This is a genomic window from Streptomyces sp. NPDC028305, assembly GCF_055569495.1.
Map to the genome: position 1 here is coordinate 345451 of NZ_JBVHTN010000008.1, position 26657 is coordinate 372107.

Sequence of the window (26657 nt, forward strand, 5' to 3'; positions counted from 1 at the left end):
GCCAAGGTTCAATAAGTTGCACGGGGAGGCCGGGATGGGACGACGGATCGTGGTGTCGGGCGGCGGCACGGGCATCGGGCTCGCGACCGCCGAGTCCTTCGCCGCCGACGGGGACCGGGTGGTCATCCTCGGCCGCCGCGCCGAGGTGCTGCGCGCCGCGGCGGACAAGGTCAACGCCGCGCACGGGGCCGACCTGGTCACCTGGACCAGTGCCGACCTCAGCGACCCCGGGCAGACCCGGCGCGCCGTCGAGTTCATCGCCGCGGACGGCCCGGTCGACGTCGTGGTCACCAACGCGGGCGGCAATGTCGCGCCCGGCAACGACGGCACCCTCGAAGGCATAGCCGACCAGTTCCAGCGGAACTTCACGGCCAATGTGCTGACCGCGGTGCTGCTGACCGAAGGCCTGCTGCCGCACCTCACCCGGCCCGGCGGCCGGATCGTGCACCTGTCCTCCGTGGCGTCGCTGCGCGGCCCCGGCTCCTACGGCGGCACCAAGGCGCATCTGCACGTCTACACCTACGACCTGGCCAAGCGGCTCGGCGCGGAGGGCGTCACGGTCAACGCGGTGGCCCCCGGCTATGTCCAGGACACCGAGTTCTTCGGCGAGCGGGGCACTCCCGAGTTCATCGCGCAGCAGATCGGGCAGACGCTCACCGGGCAGCCCGGCCACCCCGCCGAGATCGCGGCCGCCATCCGCTATCTGGCCTCCCCGGAGGGGGCCTATGTCACCGGCCAGGTGCTCCACATCAACGGTGGCGCGCAGTTCGGCCGCTGAACCGATCATTCGTCCAGGGCCGGACGGCCCTGGTTCCGGGGTCGGACGGCCCTGCCCCCGCCGCCGGCCACCAGCCAGGATTTATCCCCACAAGGTGGGGGGAAAGAAGGACGGACGGCCGGTCCGGAGGGAGCCTCCCCGAAGGCTCTCAACCATCTCCGGGCCCGGCCGTCCGCCCTTGGGGTGCTCGGGGACTACCGCAGTTTCGGCGGCAGCCAGTCCAGCTGGACCTCCTGGTGGACGGGGCCGCCGCCCTCGTGGCCGTTGAACGAGTACACCTCGATGCGCTTGTCCTCGCCCGCGTAGGTGTTGTAAGCGGCGAACACGGTGGACGGCGGGCAGGTCTGGTCCTCCAGCGCGGTCGAGAAGAGCGCCGGCGCCCGCCCCCGGGCGGCGAAGTGGACCCCGTCGAAATAGGAGAGCGTGCGGAAGATCCGCTCGTCCTTGCCGCGGTGGGTCTTGAGGTAGTTGCCGATCTCGCGGTACGGATCGCGGTCGGTCAGCGTCGCCGCCCGCGGGAAGTGGCACAGGAAGGGCACGTCGGGGGCGATCGCGGCCAGGTCGGGCACCAGGCCGCCCACGGCCAGCGCGATGCCCCCGCCCTGGCTGGCGCCGACGACCGCGGTGCGGGCGGGGTCGGTCAGCGGGTGGGAGCGGGCCGCCTCCACCGCGCGCACGGCGTCGGTGAAGACCCGCCGGTAGTAGTAGTCCTCGGGGTTCTCGATGCCCCGGGTCATGAACCCCGGGTACGCGGGCGCCGAGCCGACCGGGTCCGGGGTGTCACCGTTGGTCCAGCCGCTGCCCTGGCCACGGGTGTCCATCACGAGATGGGCGAAGCCCGCGGCCGGCCACACCAGATGGGTGTGCGGCAGCCCGCGGCCGCCGCCGTAGCCGATGTACTCGACCACGACCGGCAGTGGCTCCCGGGCCCCGGCCGGGTGCAGAAACCAGCCCTTGACCGGGTGGCCGCCGAACCCCGCGAAGGTGACGTCGTACACCTCCATACCGGTGAGCGCCGTGCGGACCGGCGTGAACGTGGCGTTCAGCTCGTGTTCGCGAGCCTCGGCGAGGGTCTTCTCCCAGAACCGGTCGAAGTCCTCGGGTTCGGTGATCCGCGGCCGGTAGTCGCGCAGTTGATCGAGCGGAAGGTCGAACAGGGCCATGGGCAGGCAGCTCCCTCTTGACGCCAGGACGCACGGACGGGGCATGTCTCGGACCGACGATGTCGCCTGATCGCGCCGAGGCGGCTCATGCCGTGCGAAGAAAATCATCGTGCCGTATCCCCTGGCAAGGGCCCAACAGGCCGCACCGACGCCGTGGCCGCCGGGCCGGGCGTCAGCATGCCGGTTCGTACCCCCCCTAGTCCTGCCCCGTTCCGCCCCTCCGAGGGCGGCGGCCGCCTCTAAGCTGGCGTCAGGTACTCGCTCGTGAAGGGAAGCATGTGAACACACAGGCCGAAACGTTCGAGTTTCAGGTCGAGGCGCGCCAGCTCTTGCAGTTGATGATCCACTCCATCTACTCCAACAAGGACGTCTTCCTCCGGGAGCTCATCTCCAACGCGTCCGACGCGTTGGACAAACTGCGGCTGGAAGCGCTCCGAGGCGAGGAGTTGCGGGCGGACACCTCCGATCTGCACATCGAGATCGAGGTGGACGACGAGCACCGCACGCTGACCGTGCGCGACAACGGCATCGGCATGTCGCATGACGACGTGGTCCAGCTCATCGGGACCATAGCCAAGTCCGGCACCGCCGAGTTCCTGCGCGAACTGAAGGAGTCGAAGGAGGGGGCGAAGGACGCCGCGGCTCCGGACGATCTCATCGGGCAGTTCGGCGTCGGCTTCTACTCCGGCTTCATGGTGGCCGACCAGGTCACGCTGGTGACGCGGCACGCGACGGAGAGCCAGGGCACCCGCTGGGACTCCACCGGCGAGGGCACCTACACGATCGAGGCGGTCGACGAGGCGCCCCAGGGCACCTCCGTGACCCTGCGGCTGAAGCCGGAGGACACCGAGGACCACCTCTACGACTACACCTCCCCGCGGAAGATCAAGGAGATCGTCAAGCGATACTCCGACTTCATCACCTGGCCCATCCGCATGGCCGCCGAGTCCACGGCCGCGGACACGGCCGTGGACGCCGCCTCGGACACCGCCTCGGACACCGCCTCGGACAAGGAAGAAGAGGCCGAGCCCGCCGTCGAGCCCGAGACGCTCAACTCGATGAAGGCGCTGTGGGCGCGCTCCAGGGACGAGGTCTCCGACGACGAGTACCACGAGTTCTACAAGCACATCAGCCACGACTGGAACAACCCGCTCGAGACCATCCGCATGCAGGCGGAGGGGACCTTCGAGTACCAGGCGCTGCTGTTCATCCCGTCCCAGGCGCCGCTGGACCTGTTCATGCGGGAGCGCAAGCGCGGTGTGCAGCTCTACGTCAAGCGCGTGTTCATCATGGACGACTGCGAAGAGCTCATGCCGGAGTATCTGCGCTTCGTCAAGGGCGTCGTCGACGCGCAGGACCTGTCGCTGAACGTGTCCCGCGAGACCCTCCAGCAGGACCGCCAGATCCAGCTGATGCGCCGGCGCCTGGTCAAGAAGGTGCTGTCGACGGTCAAGGACATGATGTCCGCCAACGCCGAGGGCTACGCCACGTTCTGGCGGGAGTTCGGCCGCGCCGTCAAGGAAGGCCTCCTCGACGACTTCGACAACCGCGACGCGATCCTGGAGATCTCCTCCTTCGCCTCGACCCACGACGCGGAGCGGCCCACCACCCTGCGGCAGTACCTGGACCGCATGAAGGAGGGCCAGCAGCACATCTACTACGTGACGGGCGAGTCGCGCTCGATCATCGAGAGCTCGCCCCACATGGAGGCCTTCCGGGCCAAGGGCTACGAGGTGCTGCTGCTCACCGACCCGATCGACGAGATGTGGATCGGGTCCGTGCCGGAGTTCGACGGCAAGCAGTTCCAGTCGATCGCCAAGGGCGAGGTCGACCTCGACACCGAGGAGGAGAAGAAGGAGGGCGAGGCCGAGCGCGAGCAGCGGCAGAAGGACTTCGCCGAGCTGCTGTCCTGGATGACGAAGACCCTGAGCGAGCAGGTGAAGGAGGTGCGGCTGTCCTCCCGGCTGACCACCTCGCCCGCCTGCATCGTCGGTGACACCCACGATGTCACCCCGGCGCTGGAGAACATGTTCCGCGCCATGGGCCAGGACATGCCCCAGATCAAGCGCATCCTCGAACTCAACCCCACGCACCCGCTGGTGACCGGCCTGCGCGAGGCCCACGGCGCGAACGCGGAGGGGGACGGTCTTGCGGAGACGGCCGAGCTGATCCACGGCATGGCGCTGCTCGCCGAGGGCGGCGAGCTGAGCGACCCGGGGCGCTTCATCACGCTGATGGCGGACCGGCTGCAACAGACGCTGTAGCGCGGAAACCGGGTGAGGGGCGGGTCCGGCCGGACCCGCCCCTCACCCGCGTCACTCCTCCGTGAGCGCGAGCGTGTCCAGGATCGACTGCCCGTACTTGGCCAGCTTGTTCTCGCCGACACCGCTGACCGTGCCGAGCTCCGCCAGGGTGCCGGGCGACAGCGTCGCGATCTGGCGCAGCGTGGCGTCATGGAAGATCACATACGCCGGGACGCCCTGCTCCTTGGCGGTGGCCGCGCGCCATGCCCGCAGCCGCTCGAACACCGGCACCGCCTCCGGCGCCAGATCGGCCGGAGCGGCGGCGGCGCGGCCGGACTTGCCGGACGAGGACGCCTTCGCGGCCCGGGGCGCCCGCTCCGGCTCGCGCCGCAGCATCACCTGGCGCTGCCCGCCCAGCACCTCGCCGCTCGTCTCGGAGAGCACCAGCGTGCCGTAGTCGCCCTCCACGGCGATCAGCCCCTGGGCGAGCAACTGGCGCACCGCACCCCGCCATTCGGCCTCGCGCAGCTCCGTGCCGATCCCGAACACGGACAGGGAGTCGTGGTCGAACTGGATCACCTTGGCGGTCTTCTTGCCGAGCAGGATGTCGATCAACTGGCCGGCGCCGAACTTCTGGTTCCGCTCCCGCTTGAGCCGCACCACCGTGGACAGCAGCTTCTGCGCGGCGACGGTGCCGTCCCAGGACTCCGGGGGCGTCAGACAGGTGTCGCAGTTGCCGCACGCGGTGCTCGGCTGGCCGAAGTACGCGAGCAGCCCCACCCGACGGCACTCGACCGTCTCGCACAGCGCCAGCATCGCGTCGAGATGGGCGGCGAGGCGGCGCCGGTGGGCCGCGTCACCCTCAGAGCCGTCGATCATCTTGCGCTGCTGCACGACGTCCTGGAGGCCGTACGCCAGCCAGGCGGTGGAGGGCTGCCCGTCCCGCCCGGCCCGGCCGGTCTCCTGGTAGTAGCCCTCGACCGACTTGGGCAGATCCAGATGGGCGACGAACCGCACATCGGGCTTGTCGATGCCCATGCCGAACGCGATCGTGGCGACCACGACCAGCCCGTCCTCCCGCAGAAACCGCGCCTGGTTCTCGGCCCGGGTCCGGGCGTCGAGCCCCGCGTGGTACGGCAGCGCCGCGATCCCGTTCTGCACCAGGAACTCGGCGGTCTTCTCGACCGAGGCCCGGGACAGGCAGTAGATGATGCCCGCGTCCCCCGGGTGCTCGGTGCGCAGCAGCTCCAGCAGCTGGCGCTTGGGGTCGTTCTTGGGCGCGATGCGGTACTGGATGTTGGGCCGGTCGAAGCTGGCCACGAAGTGGCGGGCGTCCTGGAGCTTCAGCCGCGAGGCGATCTCGGCGTGGGTGGCCTCGGTGGCCGTCGCGGTCAGCGCGATACGGGGTACGTCGGGCCAGCGCTCGTGCAGCTCGGACAGGGCCAGATAGTCGGGCCGGAAGTCATGGCCCCACTGCGCCACACAGTGCGCCTCGTCGATGGCGAACAGCGAGATCGAGCCCCGGCCCAGCAGCGAGAGCGTCGACTCCACCCGCAGCCGCTCCGGCGCGAGGTACAGCAGGTCCAGCTCGCCCGCGAGAAACTCCGCCTCGACCAGCCGCCGCTCGTCCAGGTCCTGGGTGGAGTTGAGGAACCCCGCCCGCACGCCGAGCGCCCGCAGCGCGTCGACCTGGTCCTGCATCAGCGCGATGAGCGGCGAGACGACGACCCCGACGCCCTTCCTGACCAGCGCGGGGATCTGGTAGCACAGCGACTTGCCGCCGCCCGTCGGCATCAGGACCAGCGCGTCGCCCCCGGCGATCACATGGTCGATGATCTCCTGCTGATCGCCCCGGAACGAGTCGTAGCCGAAGACCCGGCCGAGGACGCGCAGCGCGTCGCTCGCGCCGCTCGGGACCGGCTCTCTTGTGTCCGGGCCGCCGGGGTCCGGGTCGCCGATGTCACCGTTCGTGAGGGGATCGTTCTCGGGGAGAGGCACCCGGCGAGTCTAGTAGGCCGAAAAGGTGGATCGTGCCGGGCGGCGGCCGCCCGCGGGGGCCGGTTGGGGATGGCTGTGGGTGGGCAATGTGGCCGTGAGGCATGTGGGATCGTCATGCCCGCGTCAACAACCGCGCGGCGTAGCCGCATATCGATACAGCCCTTACCCCACGAGGAGGCCGATCGTGAGATCAAGCAAGGCTCTGCGCGCATTACCCGCCGTCGCGGTGGCGGTGCTCGCCCTGGCGGGCGGCCAGGCGGTGGCGGCGCCCGCGTCCGGGTCAGGGTCGGCGCAGCAGCACGCCATCGCCGCGAGGGTGCTGACGTACGACGCGTCCCAGGCCGCGGAGTTCAAGGACGCCGTCACCAAGGGCGCCGCGATCTGGAACGACAGCGTGGCGAACGTGGACCTGAAGCCGGTCGCCTCGGGCCAGCGGGCGAACATCCGCATCATCGCGGACAACGGCTGGCCGCGCACCGCCACGTCCAGCCTGGGCAGCGGCACGATCTACTTCGGGCGGCAGGCCGTCGACGAGGGCTACAACACCGTGCGGATCTCGTCCCACGAGTTCGGCCACATCCTGGGGCTGCCCGACATGAAGCCGGGCCCCTGCTCGAGCCTGATGTCCGGCTCCACGGCCGGCATCCCGTGCACCAACCCCAACCCCAACGCGGCGGAGAAGGCCGAGGTCGAGGACAACTTCGCCGGCGCGCTCACGGGTGCGGCGGCCACCCGCGACCTCCTGTTCGTGGACTGACCCCCACGCGGGCCGGGAGCCCCCCTCCCGGCCCGCAGCCGCCTGGCCGTCGGCCGGCGGATCTTGACGCCTGCGGCGGCCACGCTGCGGAGCGGTAGCCCCAGACCGCGGGGGTCCAGGGGCGAAGCCCCTGGTTGCGGGAAGGGGCAGGGAGGGGAGAGATCCTTCGGACACCCCTACCCGTCGGCCGGCGGTGGGGGGCCCGTGGTGCCGCGGACCACGAGGGTCGGGGACACTGTCATCAGCACGGACCGCGTGCGGCCCTCGATGCGCTCCAGGAGCAGCCGCGCCGCCGTCGTGCCCATCAGGCCGCCCGCCTGGTCGACGCTGGTGAGGCGGACGGGCGCGAGCGCGGCGACGGCCGTGTTGTTGTAGCCCACGAGCGAGAAGTCCTCGGGGATGCGCAGCCCCAGCTCGCGCGCGGCGCGGAAGACCCCCATCGCGGCCACGTCCGCACCTCCGAAGACGGCGGTCGGCCGGTCCGCCGCGGACAGCAGCTCCATCCCGGCCCGGTAGCCGCCCTCCTCGGAGAACGCGGTCATGGCGACCCGCGCCAGGTCCTGGAGGCCGTGTCGCCGCATCGCCTCGTGGTAGCCGCGGCGCTGGACCCGCTCGGGCGTGCCCGACCAGCCGCTGCCCCGGTTGCCGTGGGTGGAGGTCAGGGCGATCCGGCGGTGGCCGAGCCGGACCAGGTGGTCGATCACCAGGCCCGCGCCCAGGGCGTCGGCGTCGACGACCGAGTCGTGCTCCTCGGCCAGGTCGTGGTGGCCGATCACCACCGTGGGCACGGTGGCCGCCGTGCGCAGTACCTCGGTGCGGGGGAAGCCGGGGCCGATGAGGATCAGCCCGTCCATCTGCCGGTCCACCAGCGCCCGGGCCAGTCTGGTCTGGTCCTCCTCGTCGAAGCCGGCCGCGCCGATCAGCACCTGGTAGTCGCCGCCTCGGAGCTCGGTGTTGACACCGTCGAGGATGTCGGCGAAGAAGGCGTTGCGGATGTTGTCCAGCAGGACGCCGATCGTGTACGTCCGGCCGCGCATGCCGCGGGCGGCGGCGTGCGGGCGGTAGTCGAGCTCGGCCATGGCGGAGCGCACGCGCTCGTGCATGGCGGGGCTCACGCCGTAGGCGTTGCGCAGCACCTTGGACACGGCTGACGTCGAGACCCCGGCGTGCTGTGCGACATCCGTGATCGTCACGCGGCGCCGGCCGCTCGTGCGGGCCATGGGTTCTCTCTCTCCGGTGTCCTGTGAAACGGTCTACGTCCGCCACTGTACGCCGTCGAAGGGAACCCACCCTCCATGATCGCTGGACCTTGGATTTCGCATCGTTATCTGCCCGTGACTTGACCCCCGCACCCCCCGAGCCCCACGGTTGAGTCGTTTCAATTCGGAGAACGTTCTACACACCGCTTCTACACGTCAATGAGGACGGGAGCGACCGGATGACCATGCATCAAGAGACCCAAGGATCCTCGGCCGAGGCCGAGGCCGAGGGCACCATCAGCCGTCAGCAGTGGAAATGGTCGGTCCTGGCCGGCATGGCCTCGTACCTGGACGCCGGGTCGATCGTGGCGCTGGGCGCGGGCCTGGCGCTCTTCCAGGACGAACTCAATCTCAGCGACTCGGGCCTCACCGGCGTCGGCGCGCTCGCGGCCATCGGCCCCAACGCCATCGGCGCGGCGGTCGGGGCCTTCATCGGCGGGCGGCTCGGCGACAAGCTCGGCCGCAAGCGGATCTACCAGTGGGACCTGCTGGTGTACGCGGCCGCGATCCTGTTGATCGCGCTCGCCGTCAACCCGGCGATGCTGTTCATCGGCACCTTCGTGGTGGGCGTGGCGGTGGGCGCCGACGTGCCGACCTCGCTGGCGCTGGTGGGGGAGTTCTCGCCGGCCAGGGCCCGGGGCAAGCTGCTCGGGTTCACCCAGGTCGCCTGGAACGTCGGGCCGTTGATCGTGCTCCTGCTGGCGTTCGCGCTCTCCCCGCTGGATCTGCTGGGCATCCGCATCGTCTTCCTCCATCTGTTCGTGGTCGCGCTGATCACCTGGGCGCTGCGCAGAGGGATGACCGAGTCGGCGGTGTGGAAGGCCGCGGCGAGCAAGGCGGGCAAGGCGGGCGAGGGTGCGGCCGCCGCGGCGGCCGGGGTGCGGCAGCTGTTCCGCGGGGCGCACCTGAAGGCGCTGCTGTGGACCGGGAGCTTCTACCTGTTCTGGAACCTGGCCGCGGGCACCGCCGGGCTGTTCACCCCGTACATGGTCAAGAACCTGGGCGCGGGCGGCCAGGGGACCAGCGTGGCGCTGTCCTGTGCCGGGTTCGGCGTCGGCATCGCCGCGACGGTCCTGGTGTTCATGCCGCTGACCGACCGCGACCACCGCACCCGCCGGATGCTGTGGGCCGTCGGAGCGGTGATGCAGATCATCGCCTACGCGCTCTTCCTGTGGTTCCCCTTCACCGTGCCGACGATCCTCCTGAACACCTTCCTGTTCGGCGTGGGGGCCTCGCTGGCCGGTGAGGCGTTCTACAAGACGTTCAGCCAGGAGCTCTTCCCGACCATGCTGCGCGGCACCGCCCAGGGCTTCACCTTCGGCACGGCGCGCACCTGCCTCGGCATCTGGAGCTACTTCGTGCCCCACCTCGCCGACTCGGGGATCACCACCATCGCGGCCCTGCTGACCACGTTCCTGGTCATCAGCGGCGGCATCGGGTACTTCTTCATGCCGGACACGGCCGGGAAGTCCCTGGACGCGATCGAGGCCGAGCGCCGGGCGGCGGTGTGACGGACGCAGCACGTGAACTGCTCTCCCGGTTCACCGACCCCGCACCCGAATACGGGCCGCTGCCGATCTGGTGGTGGAGCGGTGCGAAGGTGACCCGGGAGCGGCTGCGGCGGCAGATGGCGGAGCTGACCTCCCAGGGCATCCGGCAGGCCGTGGTGATGTGCCTCGCGCCGACCGGACCGACCTTCGGCTCGCTGGCGGACGACCCGCCGTATCTGAGCGCGGAGTGGCTGCGGCTGCTCGACGGGGCCTGCGCGGACGCCGACGAGCTGGGGTTCAGCCTCTGGATGTACGACCAGATCGGGTTCTCGGGCGCCAACTTCCAGGGGCAGCTGACCGCGCGGAACCCGGAGTTCGCCGGGCTCGCCCTCCACCGTACGAGCGTAACGGCGGAGGGTGGCGAGACCGTGGTGCGGCCGCCGACCGGCCACACCGCGCTCGCGGCGTACGCCGTCCCCATGCGGGACGGCGGCGCCGCGGCCGGGCGGGTCGCGGTGCCGATCACCGGCGGCGCGGCCCGCTGGAGCGGCGGCCCGGCCCAGGTCACCCTGGTGCACAGCGGGGTCAGCGGCTTCGACTACTTCGGCGAGGCCGCCTGCGCGGCGCTGCTCGACCGGGTGCACGGCACGCTCGAACGGCACGTCGGAAAGTGGTTCGGCCGCTCCATCGGCGGCTTCTTCCAGGACGAGCTGCCCGCCCTGCCCACCTGGGGCCGCGACTTCGCGGCGAGCTTCGCCGAGGTGTACGGCTACGACCTGGTTCCCGAGCTGTGGGCGCTGTGGGAGGGCGAGGACCCGCATGCCGCGCGGGTGCGCCGCGACTACCACGAACACCGCGCCCGGCTGGGCCGCCGGGCCTTCTTCGACCCCCAGGAGGCGTTCTTCGCCCGGCACGGCCTGGTCTGCGGCTTCGACCAGCCCTCGCCGGCCCGCGAGGGCGACCCGGTGGGCGGGGTGCGGGTGTACGGCGACTACCAGGGCACCCACGCCGGATACGGGGCGCCGGGTAGCGACCACTGGGGCGACGCCAAGGTGCACAGCTCGATGGCGCACGCGCTCGGTCACGGGCGCACCTGGATCGAGGCGTTCCACTCCTCCGGCTGGGGCGGCACGCTGGAGGAGACCTACGACTGGCTCGCGCCCTTCCTGCGCCGGGGCGCCACCCTCTACGACCCGCACGCGGTCTACTACAGCACCGTCGGCGGCTGGTGGGAGTGGGCGCCGCCGTCCACCTGCTGGCGCCAGCCGTACTGGCCCTCGTACCACGTGTTCGCCACCGCCGTGGCGCGGCTGTGCGCCGTGCTGACCGAGGGCGCCCATGTGTGCGACACGGTCCTGCTGTCGCCGACCACGGCCGCGCAGGCGTATCTCACGCTGGACGGGCCGCTGGCGCCGGCGGCCGAGGCGGGCCGCCTCTACCACGAGCTCAACGGCGTCAACTGCTGGTTCGCCGAGCGCCGCGGGGTGCTGGAGCGCGCGGGACTCGACCACGACACCTTCGACGAGAACACGCTGGCGGGCGGCGAGGTGACCGCCGACGGGGCGGGCGCCGCCCTGGTCATCGGCCAGGAACGCTATCGCACCGTGGTGCTGCCCGGACCGCTCGCCCTGCACGCCGCGGCGGCCCGCACCCTGGTCCGCTTCGCGGCGGCGGGCGGGCGGGTGGTGTGCGTGGCCCGGGCGCCCGAACTGTTCCCCGGCGGCTCCGACGACGACGGCGCGGAGGCCGCGCGGCTGTTCGCCGACGCCGTCGCGCGGGGCCTGGTCACCGTCGTCGAGAGCGCCGAGCAGGTGCCCGGCGCGGTGGCCCGGGGCCCCGTGCGGGTCACCGCCGACGCCCCGTACCTGCTCCGCCGCCACCGCGACGCGCTGGTCCTCACCCTCATCGCGCACGACGACCGCAGCGGCACCAGGGCGCCGATCGTCGCCTTCCCCATGGGCGACTGGCCCACCGACGGCTTCTCCTGGGAGCGGTACTGGGAGCAACTGCGCACCGAGGGCTACGACTTCGTGCCCGCCGACGGCCGCACCGCCCGGGTGCGTCTGGAGGGCCAGGACCGGCCGCGCGCCCAGCGCTGGGACCCGGGCACCGGGGACCGCACCGAGCTGGCCGTGACCCGGGCGCCGGACGGGGCCTGGCTCCTGGAAGTGCCGTTCGAGGACGGGGCGGTGGCGCTGGTGGTGCTCGCCGAGGAGCTGCCGGAGCCGACCCGCGCATCGCTCGGCCCGGCCACCGGGACCGTCCCGCTGCCCGGCCCCTGGCGCGGGCTGGCCACCTCCACCCTGGACAACGGCGACGGGGATCTCGCGGCGGCGCACCGCACGGGGGTGCTGCCCATCGAGGTGTGGCGGCTGGAACACCTGGCACCCCTGGCACCCCTGGCACCCCTGGAACCTGAGGCCGCCGAGCGGGGCTGGTCGCCCGTCACGGCCGGATTCGGCCCGTTCGCGCTGGTCAGAGGCCCGGACTCGGAGACGTGGCGGCCCGCGGTGTGGTCGCTGTCGCGCGGCATCCCCGACGACCCGCTGCACGACGAGCGTCTTGGCCCCAAGGGATATGTCCCCGAGGAGTTCCTGGACTGGCGCGCCGTCCCGGCGGGCGGCCGGGTCGCGGTCCGTACGCACCTGACTCTCCCCGACCGCGCCGGGCTGCACCTCGCGGTCGGCGCGGGCGCGGCGCGCCGGGTGCTGCTCGACGGCGCGGAGCTGCCCGCGGCGGGGGAGGGGTACCGCACCTTCAGCCCGCTGCCGCCGTCCGCCCGCGGCCGCACCGTCGCCCTGGAGATCGAGCTGACCGCCGTCGAGGACGGGCCGGTGCGCGCGTCCTTCGCGGTGGTCGGCGACCCGGACGCCTTCCGCCGCCCCGAGTGGCTGGAGGCCGGGGACGGCTCGGTCCCCGGCCGCACCCACGAACTGACGCTGCGCGCCCGACTGGACCGCGTCCCGGACGACACGGTCGTCCAGGTCGCCGCCGACGGCGCGTGCGCCGTGCTGGTCAACGGCGTCGAGGTGGGCCGCCAGGGCGACTTCAACCCGTATCCGGGCCACCGCGACATCCGCGTCCACCCGTACGACCTCGGCGAGCTGCTGCGCGTCGGCGAGAACACCCTCACGCTGCGGGTCACCGACGCGGGCACCGCCCCGACCGGCGCGGCCCTCGACTCGGCCCCGGCGGCGCGCGGCGGCCTCGGCTGGATCAGCGGCAGCAGCGGCAGCAGCGGCAGCAGCGGCAGCAGTGGCGGCAGCGACGGCTGGGAGGCGAGCCGCGACGGCGCGCCCGTGCCGCTGCGGCCGCGCACCTCCACCGGGGGCCGCGACCCCCGGTGGATCTGCGCCTGGGCCCGCCCCCACCCGCTGCCCGGCGCCCACTGGCTGGAGCCGGCCGCCGCCCCCGGCGACGGCGGTGGCGGTGGCGTCGAGCTGCTCGTCCCTGACCTGGCGCCCGGCCCCGAGCGCGTGGAGTGGCTGCGCTTCCCGGCCCCGCTCGGCACGACGGCGCTGCGCGTCCCCACCCCGCTCAAGGTCACGGTCCTGGTCGAGGGCCGGGAGTACGCGACGGACGGCGACGGGTGGGTAAGGCTGCCCGCCCCGCTGGCCGCCGCCACCCCGGTGCTGCTCAAGGTGGTCGCGGTGGACGGCCGCCGGGGCGGCGCGCTGCTCGACGCGGCGATCGAGGCCGAGGTCGCCGAGGCCGAGGTGGAGCTCGCCGCCTGGGAGGAGCTCGGCCTGCGCGCCCTGGGCGGACGGGTCCGCTACCGCACCACCGCCCGGCTGCCGCAGGCCCCGGCCGGGCGGACCCTCCTCGACCTCGGGGAGGTCCGCGGCACCGCCGAGATCCACGTCAACGGCACCCTCGTCGGCCGCCGGGTGTGGGGGCCGTGGGCGGTCGAGGTCACCGACGCCCTGAGGGCGGGCGACAACGACATCGAGATCGTGGTGAGCGGCACGCTCGCCGGGTATCTCGACGACGCCTCGCCGACCCGCGCGGTCGCGGCGGGCCAGGTACGCACGGGCCTGTTCGGCCCGGTCCGACTCATCCGGTCCGACTCGTAAGGCCGGTCCGACTCGTAAGGAAGGTAAGCAGCGTTGCAGGTCACCACACCGGTCTTTGAACACCACCGGGAGCCGCTGGGCATCGGCGAGGCCGAGCCCCGGCTGAGCTGGCACACCGTCACCGACGCCGCGAGCTGGCAGCAGACCGCGTACGAGGTGCGGGTGTGCGCCGAGGACGGCACCGAACTCGCCGCCCCGACGCGGGTGGAGTCCGCGGAGTCCGTGCTCGTCCCCTGGCCCGGCCCGGCGCTGCGCTCGCGGCAGCGGGTGGCCGTGAGCGTCCGCGTCTGGGGCACCGGCGGCGAAGGACCCTCCGAATGGTCCGAGCCCGCCCACGCCGAGGCCGGGCTCCTGCTGCCCGAGGACTGGACGGCCCGCCCCATCACGTCCGGCCGGCCCCAGGCGGACGGCCCGCACCCGGCCGACCTGCTGCGCCGCGAGTTCACCGTCCGCGGCCCGGTGACGGCCGCGCGGCTGTACATCACCGCCTGCGGCGTGTACGAGGCCGAGCTCAACGGCGTACGGGTCGGCGACCACGTACTGGCCCCGGGCTGGACCTCGTACGCCCACCGGCTGCGCTACCACACCTTTGACGTGACCGACCTGCTCCGCGAGGGCGCGAACGCCGTCGGCGCGCTGCTGGGGGAGGGCTGGTACGCGGGCCGCATCGGCTTCAACGGCGGGCGGCGCGCAATCGGGGGCGAACAGACCGCACTGCTGGCCCAGTTGGAGATCCGGTACGCCGACGGAACGCGCGAGACTGTGGCCACCGACCCCGGCTGGCGGGCGGCCACCGGCCCCCTGCTGCGCTCGGAGATCTACGACGGCGAGGTGTACGACGCCCGCCTGGAGCGCGACGGCTGGTCCCGCCCCGGCCATGACACCACCGGCTGGAGCCCGGTCGAGCAGGCCGACCCGCCGGCCGGGGAGCTGGTGGCGCCGACCGGCCCGCCGGTCAGGCGCGTCCAGACCCTGGCGCCGACCGAGGTGATCACCACCCCGTCGGGCCGTACCGTCCTGGACTTCGGCCAGAACCTGGTGGGGCGGCTGCGCATCACGGTCAGCGGCCCGGCCGGGCACACCGTCACCCTGCGCCACGCCGAGGTGCTGGAAGGCGGCGAGCTGGGGGTGCGGCCGCTGCGCGAGGCCGAGGCCACCGACGTCTACACCCTGCGCGGCGGGGGCACCGAGACCTACGAACCGCGGTTCACCTTCCACGGCTTCCGCTACGCCGAGATCACCGGCTGGCCGGAGCCGCTGGACCCGGCGGATGTGCAGGCTGTGGTGGTGCACACCGACATGGCGCGCACCGGCTGGTTCTCCTGCTCCGAGCCGCTGGTGGAGCGGCTGCACGAGAACGTCGTATGGAGCATGCGCGGCAACTTCCTGGAGGTCCCCACCGACTGCCCGCAGCGCGATGAACGCCTGGGCTGGACCGGCGACATCCAGGTGTTCGCGCCGACCGCCACCTTCCTCTACGACTGCTCCGGCATGCTCGCCGGCTGGCTGCGCGACCTGTCAGCCGAACAGCTGGCCCACCCCGAGCAGGTGCCGCCGCTGGTGGTGCCCGACGTCATACCGCCGGAGTTCGAGCCCTTCCCCCGGGCGCAGGCCGTATGGGCGGATGTCGCGGTGCTGCTGCCGTGGGTGCTCCACCAGCGCTTCGGCGACCTGGGGCTGCTGCGTGACCAGTACCCCAGCATGCGCGCCTGGGTGGAGACCGCCGCCCGGTACGCGCGCGAAGGCGGCGGGCTGTGGCGCGACCACCACCACCTGGGCGACTGGCTCGACCCGACGGCCCCGCCGGACCGCCCGGAAGTCGCCCGTACGGACGGCGATCTGGTGGCGGGCGCCTATCTGGTGCGCTCGGCCGAGGTGCTGGCCGAGACCGCCCGGCTGCTGGGCGAGACGGACGACGCGCTCCGCTACGAGGCGTTGGCGAAGGAGGCGCGGTCGGCCTTCCAGGAGGAGTTCCTGACCCCGGCCGGACGGCTGTCCTCCGACGCCCAGACCGCCTACGCGCTGGCGCTGTGCTTCGCGCTGCTGCCGACCGAGCGGCAGCGGGCGGGGGCCGGGGCGCGGCTGGCCGCGATCGTGCGGGACGCGGACTTCCGGATCGCCACGGGCTTCGCGGGCACCCCGCTGATCTGCGACGCGCTGTGCGCGGCCGGTGAGCCCGAGCTGGCCTACCGGATGCTGCTGGAGCGGGGCTGCCCGTCCTGGCTGTACCCGGTCACCATGGGCGCGACCACCATCTGGGAGCGCTGGGACTCCATGCTCCCGGACGGCACCATCAACCCGGGGGAGATGACCTCCTTCAACCACTACGCCCTCGGCGCCGTGGCCGACTGGCTGCACCGCACCGTCGCCGGGCTGGCCCCGGCCGCCCCCGGCTGGCGGCGGCTGCGGATCGCGCCCGTCCCCGGCGGCGGGCTCGACCACGCGAAGGCCGCCCATCTGACGCCGTACGGGCGGGCCGAGGCGGGCTGGCGTTACGAGCGTGGCGAGAGCGACAGCGGTCATCGGCTGGTCGTCGAGGTGCTGGTGCCGCCGAACACCCGGGCCGAGGTCCAGCTGCCGGGCGACGACGAGCCGTTCGAGGTGGGCTCGGGGCGGCACGTCTTCAGACGGTGACCACGTCCACCTCGGACAGGGCCCGGAAGGGCGCGAGCTGGTCATCGGTGGCGCCGCTGTCGGTGACCAGCGTCCAGGGCGCGGTGAGCGGGGCCCAGGCGGTGAAGGGCGACTGACCGAGCTTGCTGCTGTCGGCCAGTACGTACACCTGCCCACCGCGCTGGGCCATCAGCTCCTTGAGCGCGGTCTGCTGAAGGCTGGCCTCGCAGATGCCGAGCTCCGCGTCGAGGCCGTCGGCGCCCAGGAACACCTTGTCCGCGGTGAGGCGGGAGAGGGTCAGCTCGGCGAGCGGGCCGACGAAGCCCTGGCTGACATGGCGCAGCGTCCCGGCGAGCGTGATCAGCTCGACGCCGTCAGCCTCGGCCAGCTCCCGCAGGGCCGTCAGCCCGCTGGTGATGACGGTGAGCTCGGTCCGGCCGCGCAGATGGTGGGCGAGCCGCCCGGTGGTGGTGCCGGCGTCCAGGATGACGGTGTCCCCCTGCGCGATCCGGGCGGCCGCCCAGCGCCCGATGCGATCCTTCTCGGCCACGGCCAGGCCGCTGCGCTGCCCGAGGGTCGGCTCGGCCGTGTGCCCCGCGCTCATCGCGCCGCCGTACGTGCGGGCGATGGTCCCCTGCTCGGTGAGCAGGGCGAGGTCCCGGCGGATCGTGGACGGGGTGACCTCCAGGGAGTGGGCCAGCTCCTCGACGACCACGGTCCCGTCGGTCTGGATCATGCGGGCGATCAGTGCCCGGCGGTCCTGGGCCCGCAGCCTTCCGCGGTCCTCCGCTCCGGTCGGTGCGGCCGACGTGCGTGATGTGCGCGAACTTGCCGGACTCATGCCTGTCTTCCTCTCCGTGACTGGCCGCGATTGGCGGGTCACCTTATCAGTCTGCGCATTCTGCGCCATTCCTCTCGGTCGTGGTGCTAAGTCTTGCGTGTTGCGTGCAATTATGCGAGCGTTTCGCTCATAACACGCACGAGGTGGGGAGATCTGATGAGAGAAGCTGGCAATATGACCAATCCCCCCGCCCACTTCGCGGCCCGCCTGCGCGCACGCCGGCGGATCCTCGGCTACTGGGTCGTCCTCGACAATCCGGTCGGCACCGAACGCCTGGCCGGGCTCGGCTACGACTACGTCTGTGTGGACGCCCAGCACGGGCTCCTCGACTACAAGGGCACCCTCGGCGCGATGACCGCCATCGACGCGCGCGGCACCAGCGCCGGCATGGTCCGGGTCCCGGCCAACGACGGCTTCTGGATCGGCCAGGCCCTCGACGCCGGCGCCCGCGGTGTGATCGTCCCCCTGGTCAACACCGCCGAGGAGGCGGCCGCCGCCGTCAGCGCCTGCCGCTACCCGCCGCACGGCGTCCGCAGCTACGGGCCGATGCGCTCGGGGCTGCGGGTGGGCCCGGCCCCGGCCGAGGCCAATGAGCAGGTCGCCTGCATCGTGATGATCGAGACCGCCCAGGCGCTCGGCAACACCGAGGAGATCTGCGCGACCGAGGGGCTCGACGGCGTCTACATCGGCCCCTCCGACCTGACCATCGCCCTCGGCGGGAGCACCTCCACCGACACCTCGGTCGCCGAGGCGTTCGAGGCGGCGCTCACGAAGGTGGCCGAGGCGGCGAAGGCCGCGGGCATCGCGGCCGGGATCCACTGCCCGAACGGCGCCACGGCCGCCAAGCGGCTCGCCCAGGGCTTCACCTTCGCCACGGTCAGCAGCGACCTGGTCCACCTGGAGCAGGCCGCGGCCGCCCATCTGCGCGACGCCCTCGGCTGACCGCCACCCGCACCCCGCCCCCGCGCGGGGGCGGGGCCGCTCCGTCAGCGGGCGGGCCGTGGGGCGGACACCTCACCGGCGAGGTCGGTCAGCAGCCACTTCTCCATGTGCTGTCCGTCGACGCCCTGGCTCAGCAGGAACATGAGCTTGGTGTACACGGCTTCGAACGTCATGTCCTCCGCGCCGATGGCGCCCGCCCGCCGCAGAAACTCCCCGGCGGCGTACCTCCCCAGATCGACCCGCGCCCGCAGGGACTGGCTCACCACGACCACCGGCGTGCCCCCCGACACCAGCTCGCCGACCGCCTCGGGCAGCCCCTCCTCCTCACCGGGCCCCTCCCCGGCCCCATAGGTACGGAAGATCACCGCGCTGGGGCGAGGGGTCGTCATGGCGCGAAAGCGCTCCGCGCTCATGCCGGGCACGGCGGTGATGACGGCGATGTCGTGCCCCCGGTACGGCAGCGGGTTCTTCCAGCCCTGCGGACGCGCCAGGGGATCGGGCTCCTCCCGCACACTCCCCGAACGCCATTCCAGAGGTTCGGCATGGGGGCTGGCGAAGCCGCGCATGTCCAGCGCCGACACCTTGGTGGCCCGGGCGCCCGCGAGCAGCACGCCGTCGAAGAACAGCGCGACCGACGCGAACGCCCCCGATATCACCGCCTCGACGGCGCCCAGCACATTGCCGGGCGCGTCCGACCCCGCCATCCCGAAAGGCACCTGAGCGCCGGTGAACACCACCGGCCTGCCGAAGTCGGTGAGGGCGTACGAAACGCCCGCCGCCGAGTGGGCGAGTGTGTTGGTGCCGTGAAGGATCACGAACCCGTCGTACTCGTCCCGGTGGCGGCGCAGGTGGTCCACCATCTGCTGCCAGTCGGCCGGGGTGACGTTCGACGAGTCGATGGTGCGGTGGAACTCGCTGAACCCGGACGACACGTCCAGACCGCTGTCGCGCAGCAGCGCGGCGATCTCTCCCCGCACATCGGCCCCGGGCTCCAGGCCCCGGGGCGAGCCGACCATCCCAAGGGTGCCCCCGGTGTAGAGGAACTGAATCCGAGCTCGGTCGGGCATGCCACATGTCTCCTTGTCGGGGGGAAGAAGTCGGACTCTACGTCACCGCGCTCGCGGGTCCTACGCGTGGCGGGGTCCGGCCGATCGCCAGGCCTCGACGAGGGAGTGGACCGAGGGGAAGCGGCGCTCCGGGGCGGCGGAGGTCGCCGTCCCGACGACCTCCAGTTGCGCGGCCGTCCCGCGCCACTGCCTCTCCTGGTCGCCGGCGTCCAGGAGCAGACGGAGCGCCCGGCCCAGCGCGAAGACCGTGGTCCGGATGTCGATCACCGCTCCGCGCACGAACTCCTCCGGCGCCATGTAGCGCGTGGACCCGGGCAGCCGGTCCGCCTCCAGGACGAAGGGGCCCGCCCGGTACTCGTCCATGTCGCACAGCATCATGCGGTGCTCGTCGAAGTCGTACAACATGCATCCGTCATAGAGGTCGACCGCGACGAATCCCGCTTCCTCCACGGCGAGATGGGCGGACAGGAGAGAATCCAGCGCCGTGTGAATCCGGGCCAGAGGCTGGGCCCTGAACCGTGCCATCGGGCTGCCGGGAGCCGCCCGGCCCCCACGGCGTGAGAGCGTCGGGTGGTAGAGCACCTCGCCGCTCATCCAGGGGTGAACCAGTACGAGGCCGTCGCCCGTGGTGAAGGAGTGCACCAGGGGCACGATGGCCATTTCTGCGCCAGGTCGCATGAGACTCGCGCTACGCGCCCTCCACGCGCAGGGGGATGCTCGCCAGGCCGGGCCGCCGCGGCAGCACCACCGTGCGCAGGGCCACCGCGGGGGCCAGCAGCCGGGACGGCGGCGCGGTCAGATGCGTGACGTCGCGGAAGGCGGCGCCGACCACCGGGTCATGCGTCGCCCGGGCCGCCAGCCGCCCGAAGTACCAGGTCTGAAGCCGCTCGGCCGCCCCCGGCGAGGTGTCGTCGGCCCCCGCGGCGTAGGGGCGGTCCGCGCCCACGGCGGTCAGCCACGCGGTCTCGCCCGCCCGGGCGACGGCACGCTGGGCCATGGCCGCGAAGCCGGGGCGGCGCAGACCGCCGTCGGCCACGCACTCGCGCAGGGCCAGTCCGCTCAGCATGGCCACCGACATGCCCTGCCCGTAGATCGGGTTGAAGGTGCAGGCGGCGTCCGACACCGCGAGGAAACCCTCCGGGACCCCGCCCTGAGCGTGGTAGTCGCGGCGGCGGTTGGCCGTGTCGCGGTAGGCGTACGGCGGGGACACCGCCTCGCAGGTCCTGAGGTGGTCCAGCAGATACGGCTCGTCGAGCGAGGACACGAAGTCGGGCACCTCGGAAGCGTCGGTGGGCGGGTGATGGCCGCGCACCCCGGCCAGGGTCAGCAGCCAGTTGCCGCCCTCGACGGGCGACCACGCCGCGCCGCGCGGGAGAGCGGGCCTGGGTTCGAGGACCACGGCCGTGCGCAATGGCTCGGCGGGCCGGAACATCTGGGTGGAGTAGCCGATTCCGGCGTCGATCACCTCCTCGCGCGGCGCCCGGCGGCCGAGCTCCGCCAGCCACCGCGGGGCGCGCGAGCCGCGCCCGGAGGCATCGACGACCAGGTCGGCGGGCAGCTCCCGCTCGGCGTGCCCGGTGTCGCGCGAGCGCACCCGTAACCCGGTCACCCGGTCCGCGCCGCCGAGGAGCCCGACCGCCTCCCACGTCTCCAGCACCTCCACCCGGGTCCCGGACCCCGCGGCCTCGGCGAGGAGCTGGGCCCGCACGGTGGCGTCCAACAGCGGGCGGGTGCAGCTGATCACGGCGTGTCTGCCCTCGTGAAGGCGGCGGTGCCAGCCGTTCGGGGTCCTGGTGAGCACATCGCGCGGCGCCTCCATGCGGTGCGCGCCGGCCGCCTCCAGCTCCGCGATGGCCCCGGGGAGCAGCCGCTCCAGGGCGCGCTGGCCGCCGGAGAGGAAGACGTGCAGATGGCGGCCCTGGGGCACCCCTTTGCGGAAGACGGGCTGCTCCGGGTAGCGGTCGCGCTCGATCACGGTGACCGAGTCCACGTGCCCGAGCAGCGCCGCCACCGCGAGCGTCCCGGCCAGGCCGCCGCCCACCACCACCGCGTCGCCGCTCATGCCGCACCCCTCCCTTGCATCCGGAGATCGGAGATCAGTACGGCCCAAGCCTGGGGTGCCGGGCTCGGGCCGTCAACGGCGCGTGGTGGCAGGCCTGTTGCTGTCTCAGGGTTCGACGACGATCTTCCGCCCCTGCCCCGACCGGAACTGTTCGAGCGCCTGCGGGTACCGCTCCAGCGGCAGCCGGTCGCTGATGAACACCTTCGGGTCGAGCACCCCGGTCGCGAACAGCTGGGCGGCGCGCTCGTAGCTGTGCAGCACGGCCATGGAGCCGGTGATGGTGATCTCCTGGTTGTAGATCTTGTACGGCTCGATGACGGCCTTGGTCGCGTAGTCGGAGACCCCGAACTGGAGGAAGGTGCCGGCCTTGGCGACGCGGCCGAGCCCGTCCTGGATCGCGGCCTGGTTGCCGGTCGCGTCGATCACCACGTCCCAGCCGCGCGGCTGGTCCAGCTCGTCGGCCGAGGCGGCGGAGCGGCTGCACCCGAGCAGATTCGCGGTGGCGAGCCGCTCGGAGTTGATGTCCAGCACGTCCACGCTCGCGGCCCCGGTCCGCTTGGCCAGCTCCAGCATCATCAGGCCCATGGTGCCCGAGCCGTAGATCAGCACCTCGTTGCCCATGCGGCTGTTCAGCACGTCGTAGCCGCGCACCGCGCAGGACAGCGGCTCGATGAGCGCCGCGTCCGCGACGTCCACATGCTCGGGCAGGCGTACGCAGTTGGCCACCGGCGCCACGGCGAACTCCGCGGCGCCGCCGGGCACGCTGACGCCGATGGCGTTCCAGCGGTCGCACAGGTTTCCCCGGCCGATACGGCAGTAGCGGCACTCGTGACAGTAGAGGGAGGGATCGACGGCGACCCGGTCGCCGACGGCCACCTCGGTGACCTCGCTGCCGATGCCGACGACCTCACCGGCGAACTCATGGCCGGGGACGATCGGCAGGGTGGGGGCGAACTCCCCCTGGAGGATGTGCAGATCGGTGCCGCACAGTCCGCAGGCCGCCACATCCACCACGACCTCGCGCGGCCCGGGGGTCGGGTCGGGGACGGTGGCGACGGTGACCTTGCCGGGGGCTTCGATGACGGCGGCCCTCATTTGACTGCTCCTAGCGACAGGCCCTGGACCAGCTTGTCCTGGGCGGCGAAGCCGGCGGCGAGCACCGGCAGGGAAATCACGATCGAGGCCGCGCACACCTGCGCCAGGAACAGGCCCTGACTGGTGACGAAGCTTGTCAGAAACGCCGGCGCGGTCTGTGCCACCACGCCGGTGAGCACATTGGCGAACAGCAGTTCGTTCCAGCTGAAGATGAAGCAGATCAGCGAGGTGGCGGCGATACCGGGCCCGGCGATCGGGGCGACGACCCTGAGCAGTACGGTCGGCAGCTTCGCCCCGTCCATCTGGGCCGCCTCGATGATGGACACCGGGATGTCGGAGAGGAAGGACTGCATCATCCACACCGCGATCGGCAGGTTCATCGAGGTGTAGAGGATGACCAGCAGCCAGATGTTGTCCAGGAAACCGGTGTTCTTGGCGAACAGATACACCGGCAGCAGCCCGGCCACCACCGGAAGCATCTTGGTGGACAGGAAGAAGAACATCACATCCGTCCACTTGCGCACCGGTCGGATGGACAGCGCGTACGCCGCGGGCAGTGCCAGCACCAGTACGAAGAGGGTGGAGAACAGGCTGGCGCCCAGCGAGTTGAGCAGCGGCGGCCAGGGATCGGCCCCGCCGTTCACCCCGAAGAACTCGCGGTAGCCGTCGAGGGTGAGCGGGGCGGCCAGGGAGGGCGGGTTGGTGGCGGCGTCGGCCTCGGAGTGGAACGAGGTCAGCAGCATCCAGGCGACGGGCAGGACGAAGACGATGCCGGTCAGCCAGGCCAGCAGGCCCAGCGCGGCGCCGCGGCGGCGGGCCTTGCGAGCGGCCGGGGGGACGGCGGTCACGGGGGCCGCCGGGGCCGTGGCGGTCAAGGAGGTCATGCGCGGGACGCCTCCTCACGGAACAGGGACGACACCACGCGCAGCGCGAAGGTGGCGATGATGATCGTGCCGATCACCACCAGCACACCCGCGGCGGATGCCTGCCCGTACTCGTGGGCGTTGTAGAAGGTCTCGTAGATGGTGTACGGGAGGTTGGCCGTGTCCAGCCCGCCTCGGGTGATGGTGAACACCGCGTCGAAGTTCTGCACGATGTAGATGGAGCCCAGCAGGGTGCCCAACTCCAGATAGCGCCGCAGATGCGGCAGGGTCAGATAGCGGAAGATCTGCCAGTTGCTCGCGCCGTCCAGCCGGGCCGCCTCGATCATCTCCAGGGGGCGGCCCTGCAGTCCGGCCAGCAGGATCAGCATCATGAACGGTGTCCACTGCCACACCAGCGAGGCCTCGACCGCGAACATCGGCATATCGGAGACCCATTCCGGCTGCGGCGGGTTGTCCACGCCGAACAGATCGCCCACCCAGCTGAGTACGCCGTTGAACAGCCCGTACTCCGGGTTGTAGAGCGCGTGCTTCCACAGCAGCGCGGACGCCACGGGCACCAGCAGGAACGGCGCGATGAGCATGGTGCGCACCAGGCCCCGGCCGCGGAACTTACGGTCCATCAGCAGCGCCAGCATCAGCCCGAGCACGACGCTCACGATGACCACGGTCGCGGTCAGCAGCACGGTGGTGACGATCGACTCGCGCAGCGCCTCGTCGCTCACCGCCGAGGTGTAGTTGGACAGGCCGGTGAACGCGCGCTCGTCGGGCTTGAGCGAGTTCCAGTCGAAGAGGGAGATCACCAAGGTCGCCACGAACGGCAGCTGGGTGACCGCGATCAGAAAGATCAGGGCGGGCATCAGCGGCGCCCGGGTGGCCCAGGCACGGGCCGCCTTGGGCTTCCGCGGGGCGCGCCGGGGCGGGGCGGCCACGGTCGGGGGCGGTTCGCTGCGCACGGGTGTCGCCGTGAGTGGATTAGTCATTTTGGTACTCCTCGCCCACCTTCTCGGCCAGCTTCTGAGACTTCTGCAATGCCGACTCGACGGACTGTTTTCCGGCGATGGCGGCGCTGATCTCCTGGGCGACCTTGGTCCCGAGGTCGGAGAACTCGGGGATGTCGACGAACTGGATGCCGATGGTCGGCCGCGGCTGCACCCCCGGGTCGCGCGGGTCGGCGCTGGTGATGGACTGGCGGGTGACCTCGGAGAAGGTGCCGGCGGCCTGCTGGTACTCGGCGTTGGCGTAGGTGGAGGTCCGCTTCCCCGCGGGCACGTTGGACCAGCCGAGCGTCCGGCCGACGAGCTCCTCGTACTTCTTGCTGGAGGCCCAGGAGACGAACTTCCACGCGTTGTCGCTGTTGCGGGTGGCCTTCTGCACGCCCCACGCCCAGGTGTAGAGCCAGCCGGAGCTCTTGGTCTTCACCACGGGCGCCTGGACGTAGCCGATCTTGCCCCGGACCGGGGACTTGTCGCTCTCCAGCGAGCCGGCGGCGGAGGTGGCGTCGTACCACATCGCGGTCTTGCCCTGGGTGAGGTTGTTGAGGCACTCGGCGAAGCCCGACTGGGCCGCTCCGGCCTCGCCGTGCTCGCGTACCAGGTCGACATAGAAGTTGGTGGCCGCGGTGAACTCGGGCGAGTCCAGCTGGGCCTTCCAGTCCTTGGTGAACCAGGTGCCGCCGAAGGTGTTGACGACCGTGGTGAGCGGGGCCATCAGCTCACCCCAGCCGGGCAGCCCGCGCAGACAGATGCCCTTCATCCCCTTGCGGGCGCCGTCGACCTTGGCCGCGAGGTCGGCGACCTGCTCCCAGGTGGGGCGCTCGGGCATCTTGAGCTTCTTCTCGGCGAAGATGTCCTTGCGGTACATCAGGAAGGACGACTCGCCGTAGAACGGCTGGGCGTACAGCTTGCCGTCGTCGGCGGTCAGGGACTGCCGCATCGAGGGCAGGATGTCCTTCTGGTCGAAGGCCCGGTCGTCGGAGACATGGTCGTCCAGCGGCAGCAGCCAGCCGTTCTTGGCGTAGAACGGCACCTCGAAGTTGCTGATGGTGGCGACGTCGTACTGCCCGGCCTGGTTGGAGAAGTCCTGGCTGATCTTGTCGCGGACATCGTTCTCGGGCATCACCGTGAAGTTGACCCGGATGCCCGTCTCCGCGGTGAAGTGCTTGGCGGTGAGCTTCTGGAGGTCCATCATCTGAGGGTTGTTCACCATCAGCACATTGATGGTCTTGCCACCGGAACCGCCGCCCCCCATACCGGCGCACCCCGCGAGGAGTGCCCCCGCGGCCATGGCCACGACCGGTATCCGGGCAGCACGAAGTGTCAGGATGGGCATAACAGGTCCAATCGAAGGAACAGTTGAAGAGTGAGGGGAGCCGGGAGAGCGGGCGGACGGGGCGTCAGACCCGGATGATCTGCGGCCCCAGCAGCGAGTAGCGATTGGCCTCGGTCAGCGGGAGCCCGGTGTCCGTCACGATCGTCTCGAAGTCCGACACATCGGCGAACCGGCAGAAGCTGACGGCCCCGAACTTGTTGTGCACCCCGGAGAACACCTTCCGCCGCGACACCTGGACCACCCGCGCCTTGACCTCGCTGACCGCGGGATCGGGCGTGGTGAGCCCGTACTTGCGGGAGATGCCGTTGGCGCCGATGAACGCCAGGTCGATGACGAAGCCCGAGAGCATATGGGTGGCCCAGTGGTCGACGGTGGCCATGGTGCCGCCGCGGACCCGGCCGCCCAGCAGCAGCACGGTGGTGTTCTCGCGGGTGGCCAGGCCGCTCGCGGCCGCCAGCGAGGCGGTGATCACGGTGAGCGGACGGTCCCGGGGCAGGGCCTCCGCGATCAGCTGCGGGGTGAAGCCCTCGTCGATGAAGACGGTCTCGGCGTCGCCGAGCAGATCGGCCGCGGCCGCGGCGATCCGTGACTTCTCCGGGACGTGCATGGTGGTGCGGAAGGCCAGGGTGGTCTCGAACCCGGCGCTCTCCACGGGGTACGCGCCACCATGGGTGCGCCGCACCAGCCCGTGGTCCTCGAGCACCCGCAGATCGCGTCGCACCGTCTCCTTGGAGACGCCGAGGTCCGCGGCGAGCTTGCCGACATCGACCGACCCCGCACGCCGGGCCGCGTCGAGGATTTCCCGACGGCGTTCGTCCGCGTCCACACCGCACCTCCTGCCTGCCACTGTTGACTTGCGTGGCAGTTTTACAAACAGGCAACAGGGTGGCCAGGGCTGTCGCGACGCGGATCGTGCCCGGATGTGCCCGTTGTACGACCGTTGTCTTACCTGGTCGGCGGCGGTGCGGGGAGGAGCGGTGGCGCGGTGGGGTGACCGATTACGCGCCCGCCGGGCCCGTTCGCCGCCCGTTTCTGCGAAATGGGCACGATCGGCGCCCGGCCGG

At 71.8% G+C, this 26657-nt stretch carries 19 protein-coding genes; 7 read left to right on the forward strand and 12 right to left on the reverse strand.

The window, feature by feature from the left end:
• Positions 1–34 precede the first annotated feature (34 nt).
• Positions 35–778: an SDR family NAD(P)-dependent oxidoreductase gene (locus ACZ4WQ_RS34880; protein WP_311726928.1), complete on the forward strand. Its 744-nt coding sequence runs from the start codon at positions 35–37 to the stop codon at positions 776–778.
• A 194-nt stretch (positions 779–972) separates the two neighbouring features.
• Here the strand turns inward: ACZ4WQ_RS34880 and ACZ4WQ_RS34885 are convergent, their stop codons facing one another.
• Positions 973–1941, reverse strand: a complete 969-nt coding sequence (locus ACZ4WQ_RS34885) for an acetylxylan esterase (RefSeq protein WP_468022695.1) — start codon at positions 1939–1941, stop codon at positions 973–975.
• Between the two features lie 278 nt (positions 1942–2219).
• Here ACZ4WQ_RS34885 and htpG point away from each other — a divergent pair, with 278 nt between their 5' ends.
• Entirely contained in the window at positions 2220–4205 is a 1986-nt protein-coding gene (gene htpG / locus ACZ4WQ_RS34890; protein ID WP_468022696.1) for a molecular chaperone HtpG, read from the forward strand.
• 51 nt (positions 4206–4256) lie between these two features.
• On the opposite strand, the gene recQ is transcribed toward htpG, so the two are convergent.
• Positions 4257–6143: a DNA helicase RecQ gene (gene recQ / locus ACZ4WQ_RS34895; protein ID WP_468022710.1), complete on the reverse strand. Its 1887-nt coding sequence runs from the start codon at positions 6141–6143 to the stop codon at positions 4257–4259.
• Positions 6144–6366: 223 nt separating this feature from the next.
• Between recQ and ACZ4WQ_RS34900 the strand changes: the two genes are divergently transcribed.
• Complete coding sequence (locus ACZ4WQ_RS34900) at positions 6367–6939, forward strand: snapalysin family zinc-dependent metalloprotease (RefSeq protein ID WP_358848066.1); 573 nt, start codon at positions 6367–6369, stop codon at positions 6937–6939.
• Positions 6940–7115: 176 nt separating this feature from the next.
• On the opposite strand, the gene ACZ4WQ_RS34905 is transcribed toward ACZ4WQ_RS34900, so the two are convergent.
• A complete protein-coding gene (locus tag ACZ4WQ_RS34905; protein ID WP_311726924.1) occupies positions 7116–8159 on the reverse strand; it encodes a LacI family DNA-binding transcriptional regulator in 1044 nt (347 codons plus the stop codon).
• Positions 8160–8377: 218 nt separating this feature from the next.
• Between ACZ4WQ_RS34905 and ACZ4WQ_RS34910 the strand changes: the two genes are divergently transcribed.
• Genes ACZ4WQ_RS34910 through ACZ4WQ_RS34920 form a run of 3 tightly spaced genes read left to right on the forward strand, consistent with a single transcriptional unit; the run spans position 8378 to position 16395 of the window.
• Positions 8378–9709: an MFS transporter gene (locus ACZ4WQ_RS34910; protein ID WP_311726923.1), complete on the forward strand. Its 1332-nt coding sequence runs from the start codon at positions 8378–8380 to the stop codon at positions 9707–9709.
• Positions 9706–13761 (forward strand): hypothetical protein, encoded by a 4056-nt coding sequence (locus tag ACZ4WQ_RS34915; protein WP_468022697.1) that lies wholly within the window; start codon positions 9706–9708, stop codon positions 13759–13761. Before ACZ4WQ_RS34910 ends, ACZ4WQ_RS34915 begins: the two co-directional genes overlap by 4 nt.
• Before the next feature lie 33 nt (positions 13762–13794).
• Complete coding sequence (locus ACZ4WQ_RS34920) at positions 13795–16395, forward strand: family 78 glycoside hydrolase catalytic domain (RefSeq protein WP_468022698.1); 2601 nt, start codon at positions 13795–13797, stop codon at positions 16393–16395.
• Here ACZ4WQ_RS34920 and ACZ4WQ_RS34925 read toward each other — a convergent pair.
• A complete protein-coding gene (locus ACZ4WQ_RS34925) occupies positions 16385–17215 on the reverse strand; it encodes a DeoR/GlpR family DNA-binding transcription regulator (protein ID WP_311726920.1) in 831 nt (276 codons plus the stop codon). The genes ACZ4WQ_RS34920 and ACZ4WQ_RS34925 overlap by 11 nt on opposite strands.
• Positions 17216–17389: 174 nt before the next feature.
• Here ACZ4WQ_RS34925 and ACZ4WQ_RS34930 point away from each other — a divergent pair, with 174 nt between their 5' ends.
• Positions 17390–18157, forward strand: coding sequence for an HpcH/HpaI aldolase family protein (locus ACZ4WQ_RS34930; RefSeq protein ID WP_385350996.1), 768 nt, complete (start codon positions 17390–17392; stop codon positions 18155–18157).
• A gap of 44 nt (positions 18158–18201) precedes the next feature.
• Here ACZ4WQ_RS34930 and ACZ4WQ_RS34935 read toward each other — a convergent pair whose 3' ends face one another.
• The 8 genes from ACZ4WQ_RS34935 to ACZ4WQ_RS34970 all read right to left on the reverse strand — a co-directional run bounded on the left by ACZ4WQ_RS34935 (position 18202) and on the right by ACZ4WQ_RS34970 (position 26419).
• Positions 18202–19224, reverse strand: coding sequence for an asparaginase (locus tag ACZ4WQ_RS34935; protein WP_361185315.1), 1023 nt, complete (start codon positions 19222–19224; stop codon positions 18202–18204).
• A 60-nt stretch (positions 19225–19284) separates the two neighbouring features.
• Positions 19285–19902 (reverse strand): hypothetical protein, encoded by a 618-nt coding sequence (locus tag ACZ4WQ_RS34940; RefSeq protein WP_398376293.1) that lies wholly within the window; start codon positions 19900–19902, stop codon positions 19285–19287.
• Positions 19903–19912: 10 nt separating this feature from the next.
• The gene (locus ACZ4WQ_RS34945) at positions 19913–21286 is read right to left on the reverse strand and encodes an NAD(P)/FAD-dependent oxidoreductase (RefSeq protein ID WP_468022699.1); all 1374 of its coding nucleotides are present in this window, start codon (positions 21284–21286) and stop codon (positions 19913–19915) included.
• A 105-nt stretch (positions 21287–21391) separates the two neighbouring features.
• Entirely contained in the window at positions 21392–22381 is a 990-nt protein-coding gene (locus ACZ4WQ_RS34950; protein ID WP_311726915.1) for a zinc-dependent alcohol dehydrogenase family protein, read from the reverse strand.
• Positions 22378–23265 (reverse strand): carbohydrate ABC transporter permease, encoded by an 888-nt coding sequence (locus tag ACZ4WQ_RS34955; RefSeq protein ID WP_311726914.1) that lies wholly within the window; start codon positions 23263–23265, stop codon positions 22378–22380. Before ACZ4WQ_RS34955 ends, ACZ4WQ_RS34950 begins: the two co-directional genes overlap by 4 nt.
• Positions 23262–24245, reverse strand: a complete 984-nt coding sequence (locus ACZ4WQ_RS34960) for a carbohydrate ABC transporter permease (RefSeq protein ID WP_311726913.1) — start codon at positions 24243–24245, stop codon at positions 23262–23264. Before ACZ4WQ_RS34960 ends, ACZ4WQ_RS34955 begins: the two co-directional genes overlap by 4 nt.
• Positions 24238–25593 (reverse strand): ABC transporter substrate-binding protein, encoded by a 1356-nt coding sequence (locus ACZ4WQ_RS34965; RefSeq protein WP_385351006.1) that lies wholly within the window; start codon positions 25591–25593, stop codon positions 24238–24240. The genes ACZ4WQ_RS34960 and ACZ4WQ_RS34965 overlap by 8 nt, the downstream gene beginning before the upstream one ends.
• A gap of 64 nt (positions 25594–25657) precedes the next feature.
• Positions 25658–26419, reverse strand: a complete 762-nt coding sequence (locus ACZ4WQ_RS34970) for a DeoR/GlpR family DNA-binding transcription regulator (RefSeq protein ID WP_311726911.1) — start codon at positions 26417–26419, stop codon at positions 25658–25660.
• Positions 26420–26657: the final 238 nt, after the last annotated feature.